Origin of the sequence: Actinoplanes couchii (assembly GCF_016862075.1) — a bacterium.
GTDB lineage: Bacteria > Actinomycetota > Actinomycetes > Mycobacteriales > Micromonosporaceae > Actinoplanes > Actinoplanes couchii.
Genome location: NZ_BOMG01000026.1, coordinates 112,570 through 134,077, shown reverse-complemented (window position 1 = coordinate 134,077; position 21,508 = coordinate 112,570). Strand labels below are relative to the sequence as shown.

General features: G+C 69.4%; 20 protein-coding genes, 1 tRNA gene and 1 other RNA gene. 16 read left to right on the top strand and 6 right to left on the bottom strand.

Annotated elements, in window-relative coordinates; all coding sequences use genetic code 11:
- The first annotated feature begins 105 nt into the window (after positions 1-105).
- Positions 106-639: a dihydrofolate reductase family protein gene (locus Aco03nite_RS07410; RefSeq protein ID WP_203794015.1), complete on the top strand. Its 534-nt coding sequence runs from the start codon at positions 106-108 to the stop codon at positions 637-639.
- Between the two features lie 41 nt (positions 640-680).
- Here the strand turns inward: Aco03nite_RS07410 and aceE are convergent, their stop codons facing one another.
- A complete protein-coding gene (aceE, locus tag Aco03nite_RS07405; protein ID WP_203794014.1) occupies positions 681-3,419 on the bottom strand; it encodes a pyruvate dehydrogenase (acetyl-transferring), homodimeric type in 2,739 nt (912 codons plus the stop codon).
- Positions 3,420-3,653: 234 nt separating this feature from the next.
- Here aceE and Aco03nite_RS07400 point away from each other — a divergent pair, with 234 nt between their 5' ends.
- Both Aco03nite_RS07400 and Aco03nite_RS07395 read left to right on the top strand, forming a co-directional pair.
- Positions 3,654-4,223: a TetR/AcrR family transcriptional regulator gene (locus Aco03nite_RS07400; RefSeq protein WP_203794013.1), complete on the top strand. Its 570-nt coding sequence runs from the start codon at positions 3,654-3,656 to the stop codon at positions 4,221-4,223.
- A gap of 50 nt (positions 4,224-4,273) precedes the next feature.
- On the top strand, positions 4,274-5,485 hold the full coding sequence (locus Aco03nite_RS07395; protein ID WP_203794012.1) for a hypothetical protein: 1,212 nt from the start codon (positions 4,274-4,276) through the stop codon (positions 5,483-5,485).
- On the opposite strand, the gene Aco03nite_RS07390 is transcribed toward Aco03nite_RS07395, so the two are convergent.
- Positions 5,460-5,864 carry a YjbQ family protein gene (locus tag Aco03nite_RS07390; protein WP_203794011.1) on the bottom strand — a complete coding sequence of 135 codons (405 nt, stop codon included), beginning with the start codon at positions 5,862-5,864 and terminating at the stop codon, positions 5,460-5,462. The genes Aco03nite_RS07395 and Aco03nite_RS07390 overlap by 26 nt on opposite strands.
- A 187-nt stretch (positions 5,865-6,051) precedes the next feature.
- On the opposite strand from Aco03nite_RS07390, the gene Aco03nite_RS07385 reads away from it, so the two are divergent.
- The 4 genes from Aco03nite_RS07385 to Aco03nite_RS07370 all read left to right on the top strand — a co-directional run bounded on the left by Aco03nite_RS07385 (position 6,052) and on the right by Aco03nite_RS07370 (position 9,571).
- Entirely contained in the window at positions 6,052-8,382 is a 2,331-nt protein-coding gene (locus Aco03nite_RS07385; protein WP_203794113.1) for a transketolase C-terminal domain-containing protein, read from the top strand.
- A gap of 103 nt (positions 8,383-8,485) precedes the next feature.
- A complete protein-coding gene (locus Aco03nite_RS07380; protein ID WP_203794010.1) occupies positions 8,486-8,920 on the top strand; it encodes a DUF3052 domain-containing protein in 435 nt (144 codons plus the stop codon).
- A 69-nt stretch (positions 8,921-8,989) separates the two neighbouring features.
- Positions 8,990-9,475 (top strand): peroxiredoxin, encoded by a 486-nt coding sequence (locus tag Aco03nite_RS07375; RefSeq protein ID WP_203794009.1) that lies wholly within the window; start codon positions 8,990-8,992, stop codon positions 9,473-9,475.
- 24 nt (positions 9,476-9,499) lie between these two features.
- Positions 9,500-9,571 (top strand) — tRNA-Val (locus Aco03nite_RS07370).
- A 754-nt stretch (positions 9,572-10,325) separates the two neighbouring features.
- On the opposite strand, the gene Aco03nite_RS07365 is transcribed toward Aco03nite_RS07370, so the two are convergent.
- Positions 10,326-10,844: a ribonuclease FAU-1 family protein gene (locus Aco03nite_RS07365; RefSeq protein ID WP_203794008.1), complete on the bottom strand. Its 519-nt coding sequence runs from the start codon at positions 10,842-10,844 to the stop codon at positions 10,326-10,328.
- A 670-nt stretch (positions 10,845-11,514) separates the two neighbouring features.
- Here Aco03nite_RS07365 and Aco03nite_RS07360 point away from each other — a divergent pair.
- A complete protein-coding gene (locus tag Aco03nite_RS07360) occupies positions 11,515-12,018 on the top strand; it encodes a hypothetical protein (RefSeq protein ID WP_203794007.1) in 504 nt (167 codons plus the stop codon).
- Positions 12,019-12,169: 151 nt separating this feature from the next.
- Here Aco03nite_RS07360 and Aco03nite_RS07355 read toward each other — a convergent pair whose 3' ends face one another.
- Positions 12,170-12,802, bottom strand: coding sequence for a bifunctional DNA primase/polymerase (locus Aco03nite_RS07355; RefSeq protein ID WP_203794006.1), 633 nt, complete (start codon positions 12,800-12,802; stop codon positions 12,170-12,172).
- A gap of 224 nt (positions 12,803-13,026) precedes the next feature.
- Here Aco03nite_RS07355 and Aco03nite_RS07350 point away from each other — a divergent pair, with 224 nt between their 5' ends.
- The 8 genes from Aco03nite_RS07350 (at position 13,027) to Aco03nite_RS07315 (ending at position 20,372) form a co-directional block, all read left to right on the top strand.
- Complete coding sequence (locus Aco03nite_RS07350) at positions 13,027-14,256, top strand: helix-turn-helix domain-containing protein (protein WP_203794005.1); 1,230 nt, start codon at positions 13,027-13,029, stop codon at positions 14,254-14,256.
- A gap of 16 nt (positions 14,257-14,272) precedes the next feature.
- Positions 14,273-14,863 (top strand): flavoprotein, encoded by a 591-nt coding sequence (locus tag Aco03nite_RS07345; RefSeq protein WP_203794004.1) that lies wholly within the window; start codon positions 14,273-14,275, stop codon positions 14,861-14,863.
- A 19-nt stretch (positions 14,864-14,882) separates the two neighbouring features.
- Positions 14,883-15,722, top strand: coding sequence for a Nif3-like dinuclear metal center hexameric protein (locus tag Aco03nite_RS07340; RefSeq protein WP_239144973.1), 840 nt, complete (start codon positions 14,883-14,885; stop codon positions 15,720-15,722).
- Positions 15,719-16,453, top strand: a complete 735-nt coding sequence (locus Aco03nite_RS07335; RefSeq protein ID WP_203794003.1) for a zinc ribbon domain-containing protein — start codon at positions 15,719-15,721, stop codon at positions 16,451-16,453. The genes Aco03nite_RS07340 and Aco03nite_RS07335 overlap by 4 nt, the downstream gene beginning before the upstream one ends.
- Positions 16,450-17,535 carry a histidine phosphatase family protein gene (locus Aco03nite_RS07330; protein WP_373872584.1) on the top strand — a complete coding sequence of 362 codons (1,086 nt, stop codon included), beginning with the start codon at positions 16,450-16,452 and terminating at the stop codon, positions 17,533-17,535. Before Aco03nite_RS07335 ends, Aco03nite_RS07330 begins: the two co-directional genes overlap by 4 nt.
- 119 nt (positions 17,536-17,654) lie before the next feature.
- Positions 17,655-17,870 (top strand): DUF3311 domain-containing protein, encoded by a 216-nt coding sequence (locus tag Aco03nite_RS07325; protein ID WP_203794002.1) that lies wholly within the window; start codon positions 17,655-17,657, stop codon positions 17,868-17,870.
- A complete protein-coding gene (mctP, locus tag Aco03nite_RS07320; RefSeq protein WP_203794001.1) occupies positions 17,867-19,489 on the top strand; it encodes a monocarboxylate uptake permease MctP in 1,623 nt (540 codons plus the stop codon). The genes Aco03nite_RS07325 and mctP overlap by 4 nt, the downstream gene beginning before the upstream one ends.
- Before the next feature lie 115 nt (positions 19,490-19,604).
- The gene (locus Aco03nite_RS07315) at positions 19,605-20,372 is read left to right on the top strand and encodes a hypothetical protein (RefSeq protein ID WP_239144972.1); all 768 of its coding nucleotides are present in this window, start codon (positions 19,605-19,607) and stop codon (positions 20,370-20,372) included.
- Positions 20,373-20,378: 6 nt separating this feature from the next.
- Here Aco03nite_RS07315 and rnpB read toward each other — a convergent pair.
- Together rnpB and Aco03nite_RS07305 are read right to left on the bottom strand one after the other, a co-directional pair.
- Positions 20,379-20,788, bottom strand: an RNA gene (gene rnpB, locus Aco03nite_RS07310) — RNase P RNA component class A.
- Positions 20,789-21,040: 252 nt separating this feature from the next.
- Positions 21,041-21,454 carry a toll/interleukin-1 receptor domain-containing protein gene (locus tag Aco03nite_RS07305; RefSeq protein ID WP_203794000.1) on the bottom strand — a complete coding sequence of 138 codons (414 nt, stop codon included), beginning with the start codon at positions 21,452-21,454 and terminating at the stop codon, positions 21,041-21,043.
- Between the last annotated feature and the right edge of the window lie 54 nt (positions 21,455-21,508).

Sequence of the window (21,508 nt, the reverse complement as noted above, 5' to 3'; positions counted from 1 at the left end):
GCTCATCGGCAGCGATTGGCCGGATTTGAGAAGTCCGGTCCCCGCCACTGAGTACGGCAACGGCTCGTTGCGGGGGAAACAGTCGCAGACAGAGGGGTGAGGGCGATGGGCAAGATCGTTGCGGTGGAGTACGTGACCCTCGACGGCGTGTTCGAGGAGCCGGTCTGGAGTGGGCCGTACTTCAACGAGGAACTCGGCGCGTGGCAGGACTCCAACCTCCAGGAGGCCGACGCGCTGCTGCTCGGGCGCAGGACCTACGAGGGCTTCAAGGCGGCCTGGCCGCAGATGGAGGCCGAGACCGGGCACTTCGGGGTCAAGATGAACGCGATGCCCAAGCACGTGGCCACCACCACGCTCACCGATCCGGAGTGGAACGCGACCTTCCTGACCGGCGAGGTGGCCGACGCGGTCACCGAGCTGAAGGCCGGGTCCGGCACCTTCCTGATCAACGGCAGCGGCACCCTGGTCAACTATCTGACCAGGCACAACCTGATCGACGAGTACCGCCTGATGATCTACCCGGTGGTGGTCGGCGAGGGCACCCGGCTGTGGGAGCCGGGCACCCGGCTCGCCCTGACCCACTCCGGCAGCTGGCGCTCGGCGACCGGCGTCGAGGTCATCAGCTACGTCCCGGCATAAAAAAAGGGGGCCCCGAGGGGCCCCCTTTCCCGGTGCGGTTCCTACGAGTCGCCGCCGGTCTCGCCCACCGGCGCGGCGTTGACGTCGTCGATCGCGTACTTCTTGGCCGCCTCGCCCGGCACGTGCGCCGGGACCAGGCCCTTCAGGGCCAGCTGGCGCAGCGTCGCCACGGCCACCGACTCGCCGTCCACGTGGAAGTGGCGGCGCAGCGCGTGCCGGGTGTCGCTCATGCCGAAGCCGTCGGTGCCGAGCGAGGTGTACCCGTTCGGGATCCAGCGGCTGATCAGGTCGGGCACCGCCCGCATCCAGTCGCTGACCGCCACCGACGGGCCCTCGGTCACCTCCAGCTTCTGCTGGATGTACGGCTTGCGGGGCGCGTCGCTCGGGTGGAGCAGGTTGTGCTCCTCCGCCTCGATCGCGTCCCGGCGCAGCTCGGTCCAGGACGTGACCGACCAGACGTCGGCGCTCACCCCCCAGTCCTGGGCCAGCAGCTCCTGGGCCTTCAGAGCCCAGCGCATGCCGGTGCCGGAGGCGAGGATCTGCGCCTTCGGGCCGTCCTGCAGGCTGCTCTCACTGAACCGGTAGATGCCCTTGAGCAGGCCCTCGGTGTCGAGGTTCGCCGGCTCGGCGGGCTGGATCGCCGGCTCGTTGTAGATGGTGAGGTAGTAGAAGATGTTCTCCTGCTTCTCCCCGTACATCCGGTGCAGGCCGTCGCGCATGATGTGCGCGATCTCGAAGCCGAACGCCGGGTCGTAGGAGACCACCGCCGGGTTGGTCGCCGCGATCAGCAGCGAGTGCCCGTCCTCGTGCTGCAGGCCCTCACCGTTGAGCGTGGTGCGGCCGGCGGTGGCGCCGAGCAGGAAGCCCCGGGTCATCTGGTCGGCGGCCGCCCACAGCTCGTCGGCGGTCCGCTGGAACCCGAACATCGAGTAGAAGATGTAGAGCGGGATCATCGGCTCGTCGTGCGTCGCGTAGGACGTGCCGGCGGCGATGAAGCTCGCGGTCGAACCCGCCTCGTTGATCCCCTCGTGCAGGATCTGGCCGTTCGTCGCCTCCTTGTAGGACAGGAACAGCTCCCGGTCCACGGAGGTGTAGGTCTGGCCGTGCGGCGAGTAGATCTTCTTGGTCGGGAAGAGCGAGTCCATCCCGAAGGTACGGGCCTCGTCCGGGATGATCGGCACCCAGCGGGATCCGAACTCCTTGTCCCGCATCAGGTCCTTGAGCAGGCGGACGAACGCCATCGTGGTGGCGATCTTCTGCTTGCCGCTGCCGGCCTTCAGCCCGTCGAACGCCTTCTGCTCCGGGATGGCCAGGGACTTCGCCTTGGTCCGCCGGCTCGGGATCGAACCGCCCAGCTCCCGGCGGCGCTCCATCATGTACTGGTACTCGTCGGACTTCTCACCGGGGTGGAAGTACGGCGGGAGGTACGGGTTCTCCTCGAGCTGCTTGTCGCTGATGTCGAGGTAGAGGCGGTCCCGGAAGCCCTTGAGGTCGGGCAGGGTCAGCTTCTTCATCTGGTGCGTGGCGTTACGCGCCTCGAAGTGCGAACCCAGCGTCCAGCCCTTGACGGTCTTCGCCAGGATCACCGTCGGCTGACCGGTGTGCTCGGTGGCCGCCTTGTAGGCCGCGTAGAGCTTGCGGTAGTCGTGCCCGCCGCGCTTGAGGTTCCAGATGTCGTCGTCGCTCATCGGGTCGACGAGCTTGCGAGTGCGCGGGTCACGGCCGAAGAAGTGCTCGCGCACGTACGCCCCGGACTCGCCCTTGTAGGTCTGGTAGTCACCGTCGGGCGTGACGTTCATCAGGTTGACCAGCGCGCCGTCGGTGTCGGCGGCGAGCAGCGAGTCCCACTCGCGGCCCCAGACGACCTTGATCACATTCCATCCGGCGCCGCGGAAGAAGGACTCCAGCTCCTGGATGACCTTGCCGTTGCCGCGCACCGGGCCGTCGAGACGCTGCAGGTTGCAGTTGATCACGAAGGTGAGGTTGTCCAGCTCCTCGCGGGCGGCCAGGCCGATCGCGCCGAGCGACTCGACCTCGTCCATCTCGCCGTCGCCGAGGAACGCCCAGACGTTCTGCTGGCTGGTGTCCTTGATGCCGCGGTTGTGCAGATACCGGTTGTACCGCGCCTGGTAGATCGCGTTCAGCGGGCCGAGGCCCATGCTGACCGTCGGGAACTCCCAGAAGTTCGGCATCAGGCGGGGGTGCGGGTACGACGGCAGGCCGCCACCCGGGTGCGACAGCTCCTGGCGGAAACCGTCGAGCTGGTCGGTGGTCAGCCGGCCCTCCATGTACGCCCGCGCGTACATGCCGGGGGAGGCGTGACCCTGGTAGAAGATGTGGTCACCGCCGCCCGGGTGGTCCTTGCCCCGGAAGAAGTGGTTCATGCCCACTTCGTAGAGGCTGGCGCTGGACGCGTAGGTCGAGATGTGCCCGCCGACGCCGATCTCCGGGCGCTGCGCGCGGTGCACCAGCATCGCGGCGTTCCACCGGATGTAGGCGCGGATCCGCCGCTCGACGAACTCGTCGCCGGGGAACCAGGGCTCGCGCTCCGGCGGGATGGTGTTGATGTAGTCCGTGGATGTCAGTGGAGGAACGCCGACCTGTCGCTCCCGGGCCCGCTCGAGCAGGCGCAACATCACATAACGGGCTCTTTTGGCGCCGCGTTCGTCGATGACTCCGTTGAGCGACTCGACCCACTCGTTTGTTTCCTCGGGGTCGATGTCAGGAAGCTGGCTCGGCAGGCCATCGCTGATCACCGGGCGCTTGCGCTCCGTGGCCACAGGCAATCCTCAGGGTGTGAGTGTCGGACCTCCGGGCGATCTAGGTGGCGAATCGCTCGGAACAGGCCTCCATCCTGCCCCCTTGCCGTGCGCCGCGTCACGCCTACCCACGGTCTCAGCGATGCGCGACACATGTACTGAGCAGTAACTTTGTGGACACACTGGTAAACGGCTGAGAAATATGGGCCGTGAGCTATCTTGAACGACCGATCCAGAACCGGCTAGGGTACGGGTATGGCCAGGTTGCGGGAGTTCGACACCGAGCGGGCGGTCGCCCAGGCCATGGACCTGTTCTGGGAGCGGGGCTACGAGGCCACCTCGGTGCGCCACCTGACCGAGCGGCTCGGTGTCGGGCAGGGCTCGCTCTACGCAGCGTTCGGTAACAAGGACGGTCTGTACCGGGCCGCCCTGGAGCACTACCGGGACAGTCTGGCCGCCACCGCGCTCGCCGAGCTGGCGACCGGCGGCGACGTCCGCGCGGTGCTGCGGGACATGCTGCTGGAGCGGATCCGGCTCGCCACCGGCCGCGGCTGCCTCTTCGTGAACGCGGCCGCCGAGCGGCTCCCCGGTGACGCGCCCACCGGCCGTTTCGTGCGGGACGCGATGGCCGCCTCCACCGTCGCCCTGACCGGGCTGCTCACCGCCGCGGCCGCCCGGGGCGAGATCACCACCCGGCACGATCCGGTGGCACTCGCCGGCTTCCTGGTCACCTTCCTCAACGGCCTGCTGATCACCGTGAAGGTGACCCCGGACGAGCGGGTGCTGGCCGGTCACCTGGAGGTCGCCCTGTCGATCCTGGACTGATTTTTTCGTACCTGAATTCTGTAACGAACGATCAAGTATCGGAGGACACCATGCTCGGAGCAGATCGCTGGAACACCCTGCCGGAGCGTTCCGCGATGACCGCGGAACGGTTCGCGACCACCCTCGAACCCCTGCTCCAAGGGGTCGCGGACGCCGTCACCGGCTTCGACCCGGAAGTCCTGAACGCCCAGATCCGGGCCACCCTCGCCACCGCCGGGCGGGAGACGTCGCTGCCGCTGACCGCGAGCGCCGGCGAGTTCGCCGGACAGGCCGCGGCGATCGGCGCCGAGCTGGCGGCGTGGGCCGGGGACGCCCTGGCCCGGCTGGCCGCCGCGCCGATCGGGTTCCCGGCCGGGCCGCTCGTGGTCCGCAGCCGCTGCGACGGGCACCTGCTCACCCCGGACGCCACCGAGATGCTGATGGGCGCCCGGGGCGGGCCAGTCGCCATCCAGCTCTACAACGAGTGGCTGCACCAGACCGTGCTGCTGCGGGACGCGCTGCTGCCCTTCGCGAACTGGCGGGAGACGCCGCTGCTGGTCACCCCGCGCGGGCTGCGGCACACCGAACAGGCGCGCGAGCGGTTCCTGGCCGAGCTGCTGTTCCGCCGGGTCCGGCACACGAGCGTGGTGGAGTACGCCCGGCGGGTGGTCACCGGGGACGGCGGGCCGGCCGGGTACGGGTTCGACCACGACGGCGGGACCGTGCTGCCGGCGGTGGTGGACGGTGACGTCCTGGCGGCGCCGCGGTACCTGCTCCGGTGGCGGCCGGGCGCCGGCGGGACGGACGCGACCTGGGTGCCGGCCGTCGAGGACTATGCGGCTGAGGGTCGTACCGCCGCGATCGGGGTGGGAACGGCGACCGGAGGCGGACCGCTCGCCGCGCGGATCACCGCGACCCCGGCGAAGGACGGCGTCCGCACCGCAGTGATCGAGGTCACCCGGGACGGTGCGACCACCCGGGTGGATCTGGGACAGGCGCTGCGCGGCCACCGGTTCGCCAGTGGCGGCCCGGCAGCCGGCGACGGACCGGTGCTGGGCGCCTGGCCGGTGCTGACCGCACCCGGCCTGGTGGAGAACACCGACGGGGACGCCGTGCTGCCCGCCGAGGGGGACGACCTGGTGCTGCTCGCGCTGCTGGGGCGGCTCTACCCGGAGAACGTGGTGCTCGCCGGCGCGCCCGGCCGACCGCAGACCCCGCCGGGAGTGGCCCGGACCGTGCTCACCCCTGCAGGCGTGCTCACCCCTTCAGGAACGAGAACCTGACCTGGCGGATCGGATTGTCACCGTTCGGGTCGACCAGGCAGATCGACTGCCAGGTGCCGAGTGCGATCTCGCCGCCGATCACCGGCAGGGTGGCGTACGGCGGGATCCACGCGGGCAGCACGTGATCCCGGCCGTGCCCGCGGGAACCGTGCCGGTGCTGCCACTTGTCCTCGGTGGGCAGCAGGTCGTCGATCGCGGTCAGCAGGTCGTCGTCCGAACCGGCCCCGGTCTCGATGATCGCCAGACCGGCCGTCGCGTGCGGCACGAAGACGTGCAGCAGACCGTCCTGCTCGGACCGCACGAAATCCGCGGCCTCCCGGGTGATGTCCTCGACGACGGGAGAGCCGCCGGTCCGAACAGTGATCAACTCGCTACGCATCGCCCGAGCCTATGTGTACAGATCGAGCAGCAGGAACACCGTTGTGGCCCCGGCCACCCAGCCGGCGCACTGCAGCAGGCGCAGGGCGGCGTACCGCAAGATCATGTCTCTGAGTAGACCACCGCGTCACCTGTCGTGTGTGGCAGATCGAACCATCTCGCAGTGGTACTACCGGCCCGCGTCGGGAATGCTGAATCTCGTGACCACCCCGCAAAGCCTCGACGAGCGGTTCCGCGAAGCGGTCTCGGCCCTGCGGACACCGGAGACCGGGCGTGCCCCCGGCGATCCGGTCCGGGACGGCACCGGTCTGACCGGCGCCCAGGCGAAGGACCTCTTCGACGCCCAGCTGACCAGCCGCCACCTCGATCTCGCCGCGCGCTGGCTGCGCAGCTTCAACGAGGGCTTCCACACCGCCGCGTCGTCCGGGCACGAGGGCGGCGCCGCGGTGGCTGCGGTGCTGCGCGGCGACGATCCGGCCCTTCTCCACCACCGCTCCGCGGCTTTCTATTGCGTACGGGCGGCCGACGCGTCCGCCACCAGCGGCGCCGACCGGGCCCGCCGTCTCGAGGAGGCCGCCCGCGACGTGCTGCGCGGCGTGGTCGCGTCGGTCCGCGACCCGATCACCGGCGGGCGCGACAAGATCTTCGGCAATCCGGCTCTGCACCTGATCCCGGCCCTCTCCGCCGGGGGTAGCCACCTGCCCCGCGCGGCCGGCCTGGCGCACGCGCTCACCCGGTCCGGTTCTTCGGGGGGTTCTTCCGATGGCCGGTCCGGCTCTTTCGAGGGCTCTTCCGATGGCCGGTCCGGTCCTCTTGAGGGCTCTTCCGATCGTCGGTCCGGCCTTCTCGAGGGCTCTTCCGACGGGCGGGCCTGGCCGGACGACGCGATCGTGGTGGCCTCGTTCGGTGACGGCGCGCCCGGCCGGGCCGGTGGGGTCGCCGGGCTGGACGTGGCCGGCCGGCTCGACTTCGCCGGGCAGCGGGTGCCGCTGCTGCTGGTGTGCGAGGACGACACTCCCGGCGGGCCGGACCCGGACGGCTGGACCGCCCGGGTGCTGCGCGGGCGGCCCGGCCTGCGGTACTCGTACGCCGACGGCTGCGACCTCGCCGCGGTGTTCGACGCCGCCGCCGAGGCGGTGGAGTTCGTCCGCACCGAGCGCCGGCCCGCCGTCCTGCACCTGGCCACCGTCCACCTGCTCGGGCCGGCCGGCGAGCCGGATCCCGGGCGGGATCCGCTGATCGACACCGCCCGGCTGCTCGCCGAGGCCGGGCTGTACACGCCGGACGAGGTGCTCACCCGCTACGACGAGGTCGGCTGGCAGGTCCGCAAGGCCGCCGAGGAGGTGCTCGGCGAGCCGAAACTGGCCGCCCTCGGCGAGATCGCCGGCACCCTCGCGCCACGCCGCCCGCTGCGGGTCGCCCAGACCGCCGGTGAGGTCCCCGAGACGGCCGTCCGGGAGCGGCTGTTCGACGGCCGGCTGCCCGAGGACGCCGCCCCGATGACACTGGCCCAGACCATCGGCGCCACCCTCACCGACGCCCTCGCCACCTATCCCGGTCTGCTCGTCTTCGGGCCGGCCACCACCCGTGGCGGGCGGCACGGCGTCACCGCCGGGCTGCACGCCCGGGACGGCGACCGGATCTTCGACAGCCCGCCGGACACCACCACGATCCTCGGACTGGCCCTGGGAGCCGGGACGGCCGGTCTGCTGCCCGTTCCCGAGTTGGACGGCCTGGCGGCCCTCTGGGGCGGTCTGGAGCAGCTACGGACCGAGGCGGCCACCATGGGGCACCTGTCCGCCGGGGCGTACCGCAATCCGATGGTCCTGAGGGTTCCCGGTCTGGCCCAGCCCTTCGGGGTCGGCGGCCATCTCGACAACGACAACACCGTGGCCGCCCTGCGGGACGTGCCCGGCCTCGTCGTGGCGGTCCCGGCCCGTGCCGCCGACGCCGCCCCGATGCTGCGCTCCTGCCTCGCCGCCGCGGCCGTCGACGGGACCGTCAGCGTCTTCCTCGAGCCGGTCGCCCTCTACCAGACGAGGGACCTCTATCAGCAAGGCGACAACGAGTGGCTCGCCCCGTATCCGGCGCCCGGTGAGTGGGCCGAGGACCACGTTCCGATCGGCCGGGCCCGCACCTACGGGCTCGGCTCCGCCCAGGATCTGACGATCGTGACGTACGGCAACGGGGTGCGCATGTCGCTGCGTGTCGCCGCACAGCTTGCCGCCGACGGGTACGGTTCCCGGGTGGTCGACCTGAGATGGCTGAACCCGCTGCCCACGGCCGATCTGGTCCGTGAGGCCGGGATGACCGGGCGCGTGCTGATCGTGGACGAGACCCGGCGGTCCGGTGGTGTCGGGGAAGGGGTGCTGGCCGCCCTGGTGGATGGGGCATTTGTCGGATCCGTCCGCCGAGTGGCGGCCGCTGACGCCCCTGTTCCGCTGGGTCCCGCCGCCCAGCACGTTCTCGTGGGAGAGGATGCCATCACACAGGGTGCCCACACCCTGCTGGCGCGGTAAATTGCCACACACTCGGTGTGCCACTTGCGCACCGGCCCCGGAATGTGTGGACTACCCCAAAGGTTCGGGAATTTTTTCGTTGACGGCTAGGAGGATTTGGACAGTGAGCGCGACCGCGGGTCAGGCCGACGGCGTACGCAGCCTGGCGGACCGGTTCGGCCTGGAGCCGAACATGGTGGTCATGGAGATGGGCTACGACGACGATGTCGACGAGGATCTCCGTGACGCCCTGACCGAACGCGTCGGTGAGTTGGTCGACGAGGACACCGACGAGGTGGTCGACGCGGTATTGCTGTGGTACCGCGACGGCGACGGTGACCTTTTCGAGATTCTCACCGATGCTCTCGGCCCCCTCGCCGACAACGGCGTGGTGTGGCTGCTGACCCCGAAAGCCGGCCGCGACGGACACGTCGAGCCGAGCGAGATCAGTGAGTCGGCCCCCGCGTCGGGGCTGCAGCAGACCTCGACGGTGAACGCCGGCAAGGACTGGACCGGGGCACGCCTGGTCTCCCCCCGGGGCGCTGCCAAGAAGAAGTAGCTCACTGGCCCCTCAGCCCAGGTCGGCGCCTTCACCGGCGCCGGCCTACGGGCGTTGTAGGGTGGGCCGATGCCCATCGACGTGGGAGCCGCAGCCCCCGATTTTGTCCTCAAGGACCAGAACAACCAGGAGGTCCGCCTCAGCGACTTCCACGGTCGCAAAGCGGTCCTGCTGGTGTTCTACCCACTGGCGTTCACCGGTCGATGCCAGGGCGAGCTGACCGAGATCCAGGAGAACCTGGACGTCTACGCCGGCGAGCACCTGCAGGTGCTCACGGTCAGCGTCGACTCGGTCTACAGCCACAAGGTGTGGGCGACGCGGGAGGGCTTCGACTTCCCGATGCTCGCCGACTTCTGGCCACACGGCGCGGTGGCCACCGCGTACGGCGTCTTCGACGACGAGCGCGGCATCGCCAACCGGGGAACCTTCCTCATCGACGAGACGGGCACCGTCCGATTCGCCGAGATGGCCACCCCCGGCCAGACCAGGGAGCAGACCACCTGGCGAACGGCCCTCGCCACCCTCGGCCGACGATCAGCCGACAAGGTAGGATGACGGCTCCGGTCTTCACTGGAGATCGGGCGCGTAGCTCAGTGGGAGAGCACTCGCCTTACAAGCGAGGGGTCGTAGGTTCGAAACCTACCGCGCCCACGTGAGTCGGAGGCCTCTGTCCGCGGAAAGCGCGGACCGGGGCCTCACGTCTTGTCTGCTCCGGGGGCCGAGCCCCCGGAAACCCCGCATCACGGCTGGTTCGCCGTTTGCCGTTCGGCGTCGCTCGATCTTGTGGCGCATCGCCTGGTCTCAGTTTGTCCGGCACAGCCATGTGAGCTGCCTCGCCCAGGGCCCGGTGACGCGATCGGAGACCTGGGCGCCGGTCGGGCCGGCATCTGTTGCTCTTCGTTTGAGACGCAGATCAAGCATTCGGTGGCCGGCAGAGGAATAAATTATCGATGCTTGCCGTCATGGAAACCCGAAAGGTCGTCGGATTTGCGTGGGCTTCTCATAATCGCTGGCATGCATGAGGTCAACTGTCAACGTTTGATGTGCCTGCTGCTGATGGGGACACACGCCGTATGGTCGATCTCGTATCAGGGAAGCCCTGTGAGTGTTGGGAAATTCGCCGTTTCCTCTTCGTCGTCGCAGGTGGAGCGTGTAGAGCTGAAGGGTAAGTTCGACAGCGAGGAACGGCCACGCGAAGTCGAGAGCCGGTCGCAGTCCACCAGTAGGTCCGGAGGTGGTGGCCGAGTGCACGAAGCCGATGTCACTCTCTCGGCTTTCGGTTCCCTCAGCGTCTGAACGGCCCAGCCTGCGGAGACCGAGATTGGCGTCGAAATTTTGGTCCGACGCGCCGTTCCGGGGGAAGGTTCCGATGGATTCTTCTTGTCTGCGGCAGTGAATGTGATTCTTATTTGTTGATTGATGTCAGGTGGGTCAGCCATTTTTGGTGGTGGCCGTTGAACGGGGCGGCTGGGGTGGTCAAGGCCTTTTGGAGTGTGGCGGCTGTGGTGGTGGCTGCTGTGATCACTTCTTCTGGGTAGGCGTATTTTCCGGTGTTTTCTGCGAACTCGTCTTCGTCTTCTATTTCTACGTGGTTGTTCGGGCGTCGGCGTACCACGTCCAGGTCCAGGTCGATCACTGTTATCGCTGTTCTGGATCTGACTGCGGGTGTGATCACGTCGCAGTAGATCTCTGTGGGGTCCGGCGCTGGTAGGAACATGGCCATCCACCAGGCGTCGTGGGCTATCACTCGTACCGCGTCCTGGGTTGTTGTTCTGGTTCGGGTCGGGCCGTAGTGGAAGTTGATCACCGATCCTCTCGGGGTGCCCAGCCATGTGCCGAACTCGTCGGTGCCCAGCAGCAGGGTTCTGATCGATCGGTGGGGGGTTCCGTCGTACTTCGTGAGTACCAGGTCCAGCTCGGGCATCCGGTGAGGATAAGCGGCAACCGGGGTGCAACCCGGGGGGACTCAAGTGGGGATGGTGTGGGGCCGATCTCAGTGGCGTCCGGCCGGTTGAACCGGTGGGCGGGCGGGTCCGGCCGGTTTCCCCTCGGCGGTTCGGGCCCGCCCGGGCGACCGGTCTGGGGAGGCTGCGGTGGACGCGGAGCTGTTTGTCGGGGCCGATGCCGAGAAAGTGGTCGTCTCCACTCGTCCGCTTCGGGTGCGCAGTGGGCTCGTCCGTAGGGAGCGGAGCGGGTCGCTTGTCGAATTCGTCTGCCGGCCGCCCGATGGGCGTGGGCTGGATGAGCGGATCACCGTCGTTTCCCGTATCGCGCTTCCGTTGATCTTTGTCTCGGCTGTTCTCTGCGCTCTCGGGGTCAGTTGGCTGCTGGCCGTCGGTGGGTGCGCCGGGGTGATCGCTGCGGTGTGGCGGAGGCAGGCGCGTGCCGCGCAACCGGCAGCGTTCGCCGTTCCCCGGGAAGAAGCCGTGACTTGGAAAGAAGCCGGATCCCGGAAATCAGCCGAGTCCCGGAAATCAGCCGGGTCCTGGAAATCAGCCGGGCCTCGTGAAGAAGCCGGAACCCGGAAGGAAGCCGGGCCCTGGGAGGAAGCCGGAACCCGGGAGGGAGTCGGCGCCCGGGAAGAGGCGTGGGTTTTGTGGACGGTTCCGGAGCGGGGCGCCTTCTATGACGCGCTGGACACCGCGCGGCGGATTCGGAAGACCTGGCCGGCGCTCGGCGGGATGATCGATCCGGTTCTGGCCGACCGGGCTCTGACCGGCGCGCTCGCTGAACTCGCCGAAGTGCTGGAGCGCCGGCAGGAGCTGCGCCGGCTGCGGGCCGACCTGGCCGGTGTCCAGGGCGCCGACATCCCGGCGGACAGCCCGGCCCGGCGCGCCGCCGACATCCAGCGGGATCGTGCCGAGCAGGCGTGGCGGGAGGCCGGCGACGACGCGAACCGCATCCTGCGGGCCGTCGACGCCGCCGCCCGAGCGGGTGAGAGCTTCATCCGGGAGAGGCAGGTCGCGGCCGTGGCCCGGCACGCCGAGCGGACGCTGGCCCGGGTCACCGGTGCCGGAAATGTCGCCGGCAACGGTCCTGAGCTGGCCGATCGCACCGAGGCTGTGATAGCCGCTTACCGCGAGCTGGACATGAAGTAAAGCGATTCACTCACGCGTGTTTCCTCCCTCAGGGTGATGTGATCATCCCCCTCGATGGGGTTATCTAGTCTCATGCCAGCTGTTCTCGCGCTCAGGTCGAGGATGCTCAGGTCGAGGATGCTCAGGCCGAGGATGCTCAGGCCGAGGATGCTCAGGCCGCCCGGCGGGTGGTCGACACCTGCCTCGGAACCCGGGCCACCGCGGGCCGGGCGACGGCCAGGCCCACCACCAGATGATCCTGCACCTCGTCGAGGGCGGGCAGGCGCCACTGGACCCGGCCCGGCGGGATCTGCCAGCGCACCGGGCCCTCGGGCAGCCGGCTCGGTGGCGCGGGGATCCAGGAGCCGTCGCCGTGCAGCACGACGTCGAGGCGGTTCTCCAGCTCGGGGCGCAGTGTGCCGCCGGGCCGGGTCAGGAACATCCAGCGTCCGCCCGCGGTCACCGCGACCGGTCCGACTTCGGGGCCGGGCCGGCCGATCGCGGCGGGCACCTCCAGGACGTCGAAGACCGATCCGGTGGTGAACAGGACGGTGTGCGGCCGGCGCCGCCACCACGTGGCGATTCGTGTGGAATCGTCGCTCGCCGAAGCGGCCCCATGCTCAAGGGCCGGATGGCAACCGGTGATCGGGCACCCGGGTCGGCCACAGTCGAACCGGTGACCGGTCAGATAGGAGCCAGGGGTGACGGGCCAGCCGTGCGCGGCATAGCGCAGGGCGGCCCGGCGAAGGATCGTCCGGTCGAGGATTGACGATGGGACGAACGTCTGACGGCTGGTCCACTGCATAGCTCGATACCCCCGGGATCGGGCTGGAGGGCCGTATCCCGTCCCGACGCTCGTCGTTGGGACCGGCAGATCCACCCTTTGCAACTTGCAAGGAAAACTACGAGCATCGGTGAGCAGGCGATCACACACGCTGTGCGATCTGCGCGCACGTGGGCGGTCCACACTGCGATCAACACCGGATGGCTCACCGGCGGAGACACCGCTGGTTGAGTGGGGGAGGCACCGTGGACGAGCTGCCGATCGGCCGCCGCGTCGCCTATTGGCGGGGCCGACGCAAGATGTCCCAGCAGGTGTTCGCGGACCGGCTGGGTAAATCCAAGAGCTGGGTCGACAAGGTGGAACGCGGGGTCCGCCGGCTCGACAAGTTCTCCGTTGTCTACGACATCGCCGATGTGCTCCAGGTCGATGTCACGCTGTTGCTGGGCAAGGAAGTGGAACGTAAGCCGGAGGCGCAGAACTGCATCGACCAGGTTGAGGTCGAGGAGATTCGGGCGGCTCTGGAGCGGTATGACCAGATGAGCGCGTTCTTCCAAGCGGTGCCACATTCCCCACCGCTGCCGGAGATGCGCAAAGCGGTCAGTCACGCGTGGCTCACCTACCAGCACGCGAAGTACGGCGTACTCGCCCGTGCCCTGCCCAAGCTGCTGCGTGACGCGCAGGCCGCGGACAGCGCCCACGCGAACAGCGAGGAGGCGTCGCACGCGGCGCACCTGCTCGGGCAGGTCTACCAGATCGCCTCGTCGGCGCTGCGCAAGGTCGGCGAGCACGAGTTGTCCTGGCTGGCGGCGGACCGTTCGATCGCGGTCTCGCAGCGGGCCGGTGATCAGTTGCTGGCCGGGCTGGCCAGTTACCGGGTCGGCAGTGCCCTGCTCGCGCTGGGCCGGGTCCGGCCGTCGCTCGAGGTCAACGTCAACATCGCCAACCGGCTGGCGCCGGTCGGCCCGGAACGGCCCAAGGCGGACCAGCTTTCCGTGTACGGGATGCTGCTGCTGAACGGGGCCATGGCCGCCGCCCGGATCGGGGACGCCGCGACCGTGCGTGACCTGCTCTGCGGCGCCGATCAGGCGTCACTGGAGCTGGGTGGCGACTTCAACCACTACTGGACCAGTTTCGGCCCGACCAACGTGCAGTTACACCGCTGCGCGACCGCGGTCGAGCTCGGCGACGGTCGCCTGGCCGTCGAAGCGCACCTGAGCATGGACAAGGCCGGGTTCCAGGCGATGCTCCCGGAACGCCGGGCGCATCACTACCTCGACATCGCTCGCGGCTACACGCAGATCGGTGATGTGGAGAGAGCGGGCGAGATGCTGCTGGAGGGCGATCGACTCGCCCCTTCCGAGATCCGGTGCCGGCCACTCGCCCACGAAGTCCTTTCCGACGTGCTCCGGCGTACCCGGGGCACGCCGCCCGCTCCGATAGCGGAGCTGGCTGAACAGATGGGAGTCGGCGTATGAGGTGGGTAATCGAGTGATGTCCGGTAACCCCCACCCCTCACCCGGTGTGCTGTACGTGCTGGTGTGCGGCTCGCCGATGGCCCGGGACGTCGGGATCCTCGTCGGGCTGGCCCAGAGCGAAGGCTGGGACGTCTGCGTGATCACGACCCCGGACGGCCGCAAGTTCGTCGACGTGGCAGCCCTTCAGGCCCAGACCGGCCATCCGGTACGTTCCGACTACAAGAGTCCCGGCGACCCGGACACGCTTCCCGCGGCGACCGCGATGATCGTCGCGCCGGCCACCGTCAACACCGTCAACAAGTGGGCCGCCGGGATCACCGACACACTGGTCCTCGGCCTGCTCGTCGAGGGGTACGGGTACGGCGTTCCGACAGCTGTCGTCCCGTACACCAATCGGGTCATGGCCCTTCATCCGTCGCTGCACGAGAGCCTGGCGAAACTGCGGGACTGGGGTGTGCACGTCCTCTACGGGGAGGACGTGTGCCGCCTCGGCAACCCCGGGCAGACCGACCGGTACCGTCCGCAGTTCCCCTGGCGGCGGGCGTTGCAGGCGGTGAGCAGCCCGATGGCGGCGGCGAGCCGAGTCGAGCCGGGGGCGGTTTCCTAGCGGTATAGGGTTTGCACTCGTGACCGACTGCACCGTCCGAACCGTGGTGGATGCCCTGGACTCGCGTTATCCGCGGGACTGGGCGGAGTCCTGGGACCGGGTCGGGCTGGTGCTCGGCGAGTTCGACGCTCCGGTCACCCGGGTCCTGTGCGTCGTCGACTGCGTCCCGGAGACCGTGGAGCAGGCGCTCGACGCCGGCGCCGATCTGATCGTCGCCCACCACCCGCTCTTCCTGAAACCGGTGTCGTCGATCGCGCCCGACACGTTCAAGGGCGCCCTCGTGCACCGGCTGATCCGGGCCGGCGTGGCGCTCTACACCGCGCACACCAACGCCGACGTCGCCAACCCCGGCGTCTCCGACGCGCTCGCCGCCCGGCTGGACCTGACCGGGCTGCGCCCGCTGGTCCCGGCCGTGGGCGCGGCCGCCGGCGAGGGCCGTGGCCCGGGCCGGATCGGCACCCTGCCGGCGCCGATGACCCTGGCCGCGCTGACCCGGTTCGCGGCGGAGCGGCTGCCCGCGACCGCCGCCGGGGTGCGCGCGGCCGGCGACCCGGAGCGGCTGATCGGCACGGTCGCCGTCTGCGGTGGCGCGGGCGACTCGTTCCTGGCCGACGCCGCCCGGGCGGGCGCCGACGCGTACCTGTGCGCCGATCTCCGGCACCACCCGGTCAGCGAGCATCTCGCGGCCGGTGGCCCGGCGCTGCTGGACGTCGCGCACTGGGCGAGCGAGCGGCCGTGGCTCGATGACGTGGCGGCCTGGCTGCGCGCGGAGGTCGGCGTCGAAGTGCTGGTGTCGGACCTGGACACCGACCCCTGGACCGTCCATGCGATTCGCGATGATTTGGAGATCCGCCCGTGAAGGCCGCCCCGGAAGCGCAGCGTCGTCTGCTCGACCTGCAGTCCGTCGACACCACCCTGGCCCAGCTCGCCCACAAGCGGAAGTCGCTGCCCGAGCTGGCCGAGATCGACGCGGTCGCGCGGGAGATCTCCGCGCTCGAGGACGAGCGGGTCCGTGCCCAGGTGGTCGTCGACGACCTGGACCGGGACATCGCCCGCCTGGAGAAGGACATCGACCAGGTCCGGCAGCGCAAGGAGAAGGACAAGAAGCGCCTGGACGCGGGCGGGTCGCTGCGTGAGCAGGAGGGTCTGCAGCACGAGCTGACCACGCTGAACCGGCGGCAGTCCGAGCTGGAGGACTCCGAGCTGGAGCTGATGGAGCAGCGGGAGACCGCCGAGGCGACGCTGGCCGAGGTGCAGGGCCGGCTGACCGCGGCCGCCGAGCGGCGTGCCGACGCCGAGCGCCGGCGGGACGAGCAGTGGGCGGAGATCGCCAAGGAGCTGGAGTTCAAGACCCAGGCCCGCGCGCCGCTCGCCGCCGATCTGCCCGAGGACCTGGTCGCCCTGTACGAGAAGATCCGCACCGACACCGGTCTGGGCGCGGCGCTGTTCCACGCCGGCCGCTGTGGTGGCTGCCGGATCGAGCTGTACGGCGCCGACCTGCACCGGGTGAAGGCGGCGGCCAAGGACGAGGTGGTCCGCTGCGAGGAGTGCCGCCGGATCATGGTGCGTACCGCGGAGTCCGGCCTGTGACGGGGCTGCGGGTAACCATCGAGGCCGACGGCGGGTCGCGGGGCAACCCGGGGCCGGCCGGGTACGGGGCGGTGGTCTTCGACGCCGAGTCCGGTGCGGTGCTGGCCGAGCGGTACGACTCGCTCGGTGTCGCCACCAACAACGTGGCGGAGTACTCGGGGCTGATCGCGGGCCTGGAGGCGGCGGCCGAGCTGAACGCCGAGCGGGTCGCCGTGAAGATGGACTCGAAGCTGGTCATCGAGCAGATGTCCGGCCGCTGGCAGATCAAGAACGCCGGTCTGCGCCCGCTCGCCGCCGAGGCCGCCGCGCTGGTCGGCAAGTTCGCCGGGGTCACTTACGAGTGGATCCCGCGGGAGCGCAACAAGGCCGCCGACGCGCTGGCCAACCGGGCGATGGACGAGGCCGCGGGCGTCTTGAAAAACGACGAGACGCCGAAGTCGTGGGCGCCGCCCGCCTCGCTGAGCGACGCCACCCGGATCATCCTGGTCCGGCACGGTGAGACGCCGATGACGACGGCGGGCCGGTACTCGGGGCGCGGCGACGTGCCGCTCACCGACGAGGGCGAGGCGCAGGCGATGGCCGCGGCCGGCCGGGTCGCCGGGATCTCGCCGGAGATCCACGCGGTGCTGAGTTCGCCGCTGCTGCGGTGCCGGCGGACCGCCCAGCACATCGCCGACGCGGCGGGTGGCGTGCCGGTGACGATCATGGACGATCTGATCGAGTGCGACTTCGGGGTCTGGGAGGGCCGGACCTTCGCCGAGGTGCAGGAGGGCTGGCCGGCCGAGATGGCCGCCTGGCTGGCGTCGACGAGTGTCGCCCCGCCGGAGGGGGAGTCGTTCCAGACGGTCGCGAAACGGGTGCGGGGCGCTCTGGCGACCGTGCTCCAGGCGTACCCGGGAAAGACCGTCGTTCTGGTCTCGCATGTCTCGCCGATCAAGCTGATCCTGCGGGACGCGCTGGCCGCGGGCGACGCGTTCCTGCACCGGCTGTTCCTCGACGCGGCGGGTGTGTCGACGATGGACGTCTGGCCGGACGGCAACATCGCGGTGCGTTCGGTCAATGAAACGGCCCACCTGAGATAGATGAACGTGGCGGTGTGCCCGTTCGGCGCACCGCCACACCCGTTCGGCGCACTTGGGATCGCCCGACCCTCCGATATCTCGTTAGCGTGACGTAACGCACACGAAATGTTGGAGTTCTCATGACTGAGCCGCAACCTCCCCGTAGCGATAGAAGTCCCTGGAACTGGCTGCTCGTGGTGCCGATCGTGGTGCCGCTGCTGACGTTCCTGTTCAATCACGACGAACCGCGGATCGGCGGATTCCCGCTCTTCTACTGGCTGCAGTTCGCCTTCATCCTGCTCGGTGTCACCACGACGACGATCGTCTACCAGATGACCAAGCGGAGCCGGTCATGAGCGATCACGTGGTCGAGATCGCCGTCTTCACCTTCCTGTTCCTGCTGGTCAGCGTGATGGGGTTCGTCGCGGCCAAGTGGCGGGCGCCCAAGGACATGGCCCACCTCGACGAGTGGGGACTGGGTGGGCGCAGCTTCGGCGGGTGGGTCACCTGGTTCCTGGTCGGTGGTGACCTCTACACGGCGTACACGTTCGTGGCCGTGCCGGCGCTGATCTTCGGAGCGGGCGCGGCCGGGTTCTTCGCCGTGCCGTACACCGTGGTGATCTATCCGCTCTTCTTCCTGATCCTGATCCGGCTCTGGTCGGTGTCGCACCGGCACGGGTTCGTCACCCCGGCCGACTTCGTCCGCAGCCGGTTCGAGTCGCCGACCCTGGCCCTGGTCATCGCGATCACCGGGATCGTGGCGACCATGCCGTACATCGCGCTGCAGCTCGTCGGCATCGAAGCGGTGCTCAAGACGATGGGCGTCACCGGGGAGAGCACCATCGCCCGGCACGCGCCGATCATCGTGGCGTTCGCGATCCTGGCCGCCTACACCTACCAGTCCGGGTTGCGGGCGCCGGCGCTGATCGCGTTCGTCAAGGACACGCTGATCTACATCGTGATCATCGTGGCGGTGCTCTGGCTGCCGTACAAACTCGGTGGCTGGGGTGCGATCTTCGATGCCGCGGACGCGAAGTTCCAGGCCAGTCCGGCCCCGAACGACGGCATCATCCTGAACGCCAACAACCAGGTCCAGTACTTCACGCTCGCGCTCGGGTCGGCGCTCGCGCTGTTCCTCTACCCGCACAGCATCACCGGGGTCCTGGCCAGTAGGAACCGGGACGTGATCAAGCGGAACATGAGCGCTCTCCCGGCGTACAGCCTGCTCCTGGGGTTGATCGCGCTGCTCGGTTACATGGCCATCGCCGCGGGCGTGAAGCCGCTGCCCGGCAACAAACCCGGCAGCGTGGACAGCAACACCGTGGTGCCGCTGCTCTTCGACCAGCAGTTCCCGTCCTGGTTCACCGGGGTCGCCTTCGCCGCGATCGGCATCGGCGCGCTGGTCCCGGCCGCGATCATGTCGATCGCCGCGGCGAACCTGTTCACCCGCAACATCTACAAGGAGTATCTGCGCAAGGACGCCACCCCCGCGCAGGAGGCGAACGTCGCCAAGATCACCTCACTGGTGGTGAAGGTCGGGGCGGTCGCCTGCATCGTCTTCCTCGACCCGCAGTTCTCCATCGACCTGCAGCTGATCGGTGGTGTGATCATCCTGCAGACGGCGCCGGCCGTGGTGATCGGGCTCTACACCAGGTGGCTGCACCGGGGCGCGCTGATCGCCGGCTGGGCGGCCGGGATGTCGCTCGGCTTCTGGATGCTCTGGCAGATCCCCAACGCGGCCACCGGGCGGCTGCACTTCGGCGGATCGGCGTTCCCGCTGTCCGAGTTCGGGTTCGACACCCAGAAGACGATCTACGTCGGGTTCGTCGCGGTCCTGGTCAACGCGCTGGTCGCGGTCCTTGTCACGGTGGCGTTGCGAGCTGCCAAGACGCCTGAGGGTACGGATGGGACGGCGCCCGACGACTACTTCGCCGACGAGGGGGATCCGCGAGTGAAGCCGGTCGACGTCGTCTGAGGCCGGTTCCGAGGGCGCGACTTGGTCATGGTCGCGCCCTCTTTGGCGGTTCGCCCGAAACGTGAGGAAGCTACCGGTAGCGTCGGTTCCGTCGCCGTTTCGGAAGGGTCCCGCGTTGTCGAACCATACCCTGACGCAGCAGTTCGCCACCGAGTACAACAAAGGTGCCGTGCCCGGCATGATCAGGGCGATCCGGACCATCAAACGGGCCAACAACCTGATCCTCGTCGGCGCCCTCGCCGCCAGCTATCTGCACCAGGCCCACTACCTGATGATGCTGGGCGCCGGGATGTTCGCCTGGATCGTGCCCGCGGTGTTCGACCTGGCCATGCTCTCGATGCTGACGATCACCCAGACCACCGGGATGGCCGTTGACGCCAAACGGGCCGCCATGAAGATCCTGTCCATCGTGGTGATCATCTCGGCGGCGGTGAACTTCGCGGCACCCGGCCCACTCGGGCTGCGGATCATCTTCGCCCTGGTCGTCGGCCTGGTCGCCGGCGTCGAATGGGTCGCTGGAAAGATCCGCCCCGACTTCGCCGCCATCGAGGCCCGCGAGGTCGAAGTGATCACCGAGGTCCGGGCGAAAGGCAAACTCGACCCCGAAGTCGCCCGGGTACGGGCCGCGAAAGCCGCCGCCACCCGCCGCGCCAAGCAGGAGGCCGCCGAGGAGGCCGCCCGCGCGAAGGCCGCCCGCGCCGCCGAACGTGCCAAGGCCCGGGCCGACCGGGAATCCCTGGACCAGGACGAACTCGACCGCTTCCTGACCCAGGGCCGGGTGGAGCTGGCCCAGGGGCGGGTGGAACTGGCCCCGGGCCGCGTCGACCTGGAGTCCTCCGGCGCGCACCGGGCCCCCGAGCAGTCGATGAGCCGGGCGTCCTGAGGGCGACGGACGAGTCGGCCGGTACGCCGGATTCTGTCCCGGGCCCGAGGGCCCGGAGGCGGTCATCCATCTCGGCGCGCCGTTGCCGGCGTGCTCTTGCGGCCTACCCGCAGGCTCGGGCGAGCAGCCCTCGAACGCCTGCGCCGGCCACCACCTCGCGGCAGTGACCTTGCTTGGCCTTGCTCCGGGTGGGGTTTACCTAGCCACCCCGGTCACCCGGGGTGCTGGTGAGCTCTTACCTCACCGTTTCACCCTTACCGGCTCCACGCCGAAGCGTGTGCCGGCGGTCTGTTCTCTGTGGCACTTTCCCGCGGGTCACCCCGGGTTGCCGTTAACAACCACCCTGCTCTACGGAGTCCGGACGTTCCTCGGCGGCACCCGGTGAAGGATGCCGACGCGACCGCCCAGCCGACTCGTCCGTCGCACCGTCATCTTACGGACGTGCCGTTGCGGCCTGTGTTGAGGTGGGTCGTCACCCTGGGTTCATCCACTGATCTCCATCTCACTGGCGTTCGTCGTTTTCTCTCGCCGGGCCGCCGTTTCTTTCGCCGGGCCGCCGTCCTCTGTCGGCGGCGTCGCCGGGCCGGGACCGGGAGTGCCGTCCGGTCCCTGGCCCGGCGACTGGGGCCGGTAGCCAGCCGGCGTCAGGTGGTTCGGGGGCCGTGCGTTTACCACTCCGCGGTGGGCCGTAAACCTGAATCGCCGAAATTTTCTCGCCGGATTCCGCCGGCCAGGGCGAGCAGGACTTCGAGGGCCTCCTCCTCGTCGAGTCCGTGCAGGCTGCGGCAGGGGAGCGGGCGCAGGGCGCGGGGCGCCGCACCGGCGTCGAGGCGGACCGCGAACAGTCGGCCCGCCAGAGTCGGGGCCTGTGCCAGCATGGTCCAGTCGGCGGGGGTGGCGCGGTGCTCGGCGGAGAGGAGCAGGAGCACCGGATCCGGACCGGGCGGGGCGGCGCAGAGCCGCCGGGCGAACGCGCGGTCGGCCGGGTCGAGCCGGGCCGGATGACCGGCGGCACGCAGCGATCCGGCGATCCACTGTGCCCAGGGTTCGTCGGCGCTGGCGTGGGAGACGAGGACCGGCACCACTCCAGCATGCCGGACGGCTGTCCACAGTGCCCGCCCGGGTTTGTGAGAATG